The sequence below is a fragment of the Streptomyces sp. PH10-H1 genome, assembly GCF_030063355.1.
GTDB lineage: Bacteria > Actinomycetota > Actinomycetes > Streptomycetales > Streptomycetaceae > Actinacidiphila.
This window is the reverse complement of record NZ_JASISZ010000198.1, coordinates 1-1,818: the sequence shown is the minus strand read 5'-3', so window position 1 is coordinate 1,818 and position 1,818 is coordinate 1. Positions and strand designations below refer to the sequence as shown.

Genomic DNA, 1,818 nt, shown 5'->3' with positions numbered 1-1,818 from the left:
CGCCGCGACCAACGCGCCAGCGTCTCGCGCTCCTCGTCCGTCAGAACCACTTCGACCGTCGGTCGTCCCATGCGTGCCATGACCTCAGCATACTTCTATTGCTTTTCTGAGACTCGGGACACTAGAACGGAAGAGCAGAAGGAGCGGGCGCCGTCGTGTGGTGAGTCAGTGGTGGCGTCCATGGGGCGCCGTGGTCGTCAAACCATCCTGGAGCAAACGAAGCCAAGAGAGGTGAGCCCTTCTGCCTGGCACAGGCGGTCGGAGGCTCCTCCTACTTCGGTCTGGAGGAGCTGACAGGCTCGCATCCCCCGGTCATGGCAGCGCGCCACAGTGCGCGGCCGTAGCCGTAGTCCCGGGATGCGGAGAGAACGCCTAAAGCAGCGGGTCCAACTTCAGATTTTGCGATAAACCCGCCACATGTGATGTGTATCACTCATCTCCCCATCGGCGCACCGGCTACCGACGATCTTCGATCTGGCAATATCCACGGTCGTGGCGCTGATGATCGATCACGCTTGGACCCACTCTTCCAACAGGGGAAACCGTCCCCCGCACACCCCATCAGGAGAATCCCTCATGCTCATGCGCAAGCGCATAGCCGCCCTGGCCGCCGCCGCTGCTCCGATCCTGGCCCTCACCGTCGCCACCACCCCGGCCCACGCCGACGGCTACACGGAGATCAAGTTCGCGAACAACCTGTGCCTGGACGTGACCGGCGGGAACTTCTCACCCGGCGTCCAGGTCCAGGCGTGGGGCTGCAACAGCACCGACGCCCAGAACTGGTCCATCGAGTCGGCGGACTCCACCCACTTCCGGATCGTCGCCTCGCGCTCTTTTGGCGACAAGCAGGCCCTGTGCCTGAACAACTGGGAGGGCGGCGACGTCACGGGCAACCACCTCAAGCTCTACGAATGCAACCTGTCGTCGCCCAGCGACAGCCTGTTCAACAAGACCTACTACGGCGGGGCCGTCCAGCTCCAGCCCAAGGTGGCCTCGGCCAACTGCCTGAACACCTGGGGCGGCCTGACCCAGGGCGCGCAGATCCGCCTGTACCGCTGCGGCAGCATGCAGGAGGAGAACGTCTGGTCCCCCACCGGCGCTTTCTAGACACCCAGGAGACGCAGGCAGCGCCCCGCTCCCATCGAGCTGGCCGACTTCCGGCCGAGGGCAAGGACTCAGCGGGGCTGGTCGCACACATCAACCCGGGTGCTTTCGCATGCCGTGATCGGCGGCGTACCGAGCCCGACCGACTGGAAGGACACCATGCCCGCCTATGCCATAGCGCACCTGCAAGAGGCCGCCCTGGTCCCTGAGATCGTTGAGTACATCGAGCGCATCACCGCGACATTCGAGCCGCACGGCGGCCGATTCCTCGTGCACGCCGCACAGCATGAGGTGAAAGAGGGCAGCTGGCCCGGGCACGTCGTGGTGATCGGCTTCCCCGGGATCGCCGAGGCACGGGCCTGGTGGGACTCACCCGCATACCAGGAGATCGCACCGCTGCGCTCGCGGCACATTGAGGGCGACATCATCCTGGTCGAGGGCGTCCCCGAGAGCTACGACCCAACTGCCACCGCCAAGGCGCTGCGGGAGACCCTACCTACCGAGTAGCCCCAGGTCCGGGCCCGGCGCAGCTGCGCCGGGCCCCACAGGTCGAAGGCGGTGCTGGGGTCTGGTGGCGTGCTCGGCTCAGTGCGTTGTGGCAAACCGGATCTCGTTCGAGGCGTACGGCACGGGTGACCATCTGTACGGAGGTACGGGTACGGCTGCGGGCATGAAAGAACGGGCCCCTTGGTAGTGACGCGGTTACGACACCCA

Annotated in this window: 2 protein-coding genes and 1 pseudogene; 2 read left to right on the top strand and 1 reads right to left on the bottom strand. The window is 65.5% G+C overall.

Translation table 11 applies throughout. From position 1 onward, the window contains the following. Window positions 1-197: 197 nt before the first annotated feature. A pseudogene (locus tag QMK24_RS41170) lies at window positions 198-376 on the bottom strand (GNAT family N-acetyltransferase); the annotation flags it as partial. A gap of 200 nt (window positions 377-576) precedes the next feature. Here QMK24_RS41170 and QMK24_RS41165 point away from each other — a divergent pair. Together QMK24_RS41165 and QMK24_RS41160 are read left to right on the top strand one after the other, a co-directional pair. Then, window positions 577-1,107, top strand: a complete 531-nt coding sequence (locus QMK24_RS41165; protein WP_283472034.1) for an RICIN domain-containing protein — start codon at window positions 577-579, stop codon at window positions 1,105-1,107. A 156-nt stretch (window positions 1,108-1,263) separates the two neighbouring features. Continuing rightward, window positions 1,264-1,611 (top strand): DUF1330 domain-containing protein, encoded by a 348-nt coding sequence (locus QMK24_RS41160; RefSeq protein ID WP_283472035.1) that lies wholly within the window; start codon window positions 1,264-1,266, stop codon window positions 1,609-1,611. Window positions 1,612-1,818 lie beyond the last annotated feature (207 nt).

Coding starts and splice junctions, on each gene's coding strand:
- QMK24_RS41165 (WP_283472034.1), top strand. CDS start 577: ATGCTCATGCGCAAGCGCATAGCCGCCCTGGCCGCCGCCGCTGCTCCG.
- QMK24_RS41160 (WP_283472035.1), top strand. CDS start 1,264: ATGCCCGCCTATGCCATAGCGCACCTGCAAGAGGCCGCCCTGGTCCCT.